Source organism: Thermotalea metallivorans (assembly GCF_001562415.1).
Lineage (GTDB): Bacteria > Bacillota > Clostridia > Peptostreptococcales > Thermotaleaceae > Thermotalea > Thermotalea metallivorans.
The window spans coordinates 1-1,018 of sequence record NZ_LOEE01000106.1 but is presented as its reverse complement, the minus strand read 5'-3'; the positions used below and the strand labels follow the sequence as shown (position 1 = coordinate 1,018).

Annotated in this window: 1 protein-coding gene; it reads right to left on the bottom strand. The window is 40.7% G+C overall.

Translation table 11 applies throughout. The features are described from left to right. On the bottom strand, positions 1-1,018 hold a 1,018-nt coding region (locus AN619_RS15355), incomplete at both ends, for an IS110 family RNA-guided transposase (RefSeq protein WP_068558129.1).

Below are 1,018 nucleotides of genomic sequence, written 5' to 3'. Positions count from 1 at the left end.
GGCGTGAATTTTTATCATTTCTCCATGATTGATGATCTTCAGGGCACCTAAGCACGAATGGCTTTTCATCACGGAGAACCGCAAAGATATAATGGAGAAGCTTGTGCATTACGGCTACAAGGGCTACTTTTTTCTTCTTGTTTTCACATTTTTTATAATAGTAGTCTCTCAACACAGGGTTAATGGCATCACCCTTTCGGGTTGTCCTAATAGATGCCAAAGCCGCTGTGAAGAGTACTCTACGGCCTAGTCGTGTGCCACGCTTTGAGATTTTGTTTCTATCGCCATTGAATTTGCCGGACTGATTTACACTTGGGTCAATACCAAAGAATGCAGTAAAGGCCTTAGGAGAATGAAATTTAGAAAAGTCTCCAATTTCAGCTATCAGCGTTACAGCAGTTAAAAAACCAATACCGGGCATATCTTCAAGCAGATCGATATATCGTCTGATTTTTGGCGGGAAGTCCTCAGCATCAATCATGGAATAAAGTTGCTTGACAATGCCATCAAGGCTGTTTTGAAGACTTTCAATCCCATCGAGATGGAATTTGATCTTCATGCTGAGGATACCAAAATCCATTGGCATAGAAAGTGCTGCTTTAGAGATTTCAAGTAGTGTATGTACCTTTTTCTGAGCCCATAAGATATTTTTACGGCTGACATTTGAAATCATTTGAGCCAGTTCAAAGGGGTCTGCAGCCAGCACATGTTTCGGGGAGGGACACAGTCTTAATAGCGCTAAGGAGGCTTTTCCAAAAGGATCTCCAAAGACATCAATGTATCCTGGAAATAGTAAATAAAGATCGGTACAGAGCCTGTTTTTCATCTCAGTGAGCATATCTGATAAAGCGTAATACTCACGAGCCATCATGCGTAGTGCAAGGATTTGAGGCTCTGGCACAAGAGAATACTTTACATCCTGGAATTTAGCAAGCCTAGCGATAGATTCTGCATCTTTTGCATCATTTTTCACTTTTCTTAAGTCGAAATTCTTGGTAGAATATACACATAAAGGATT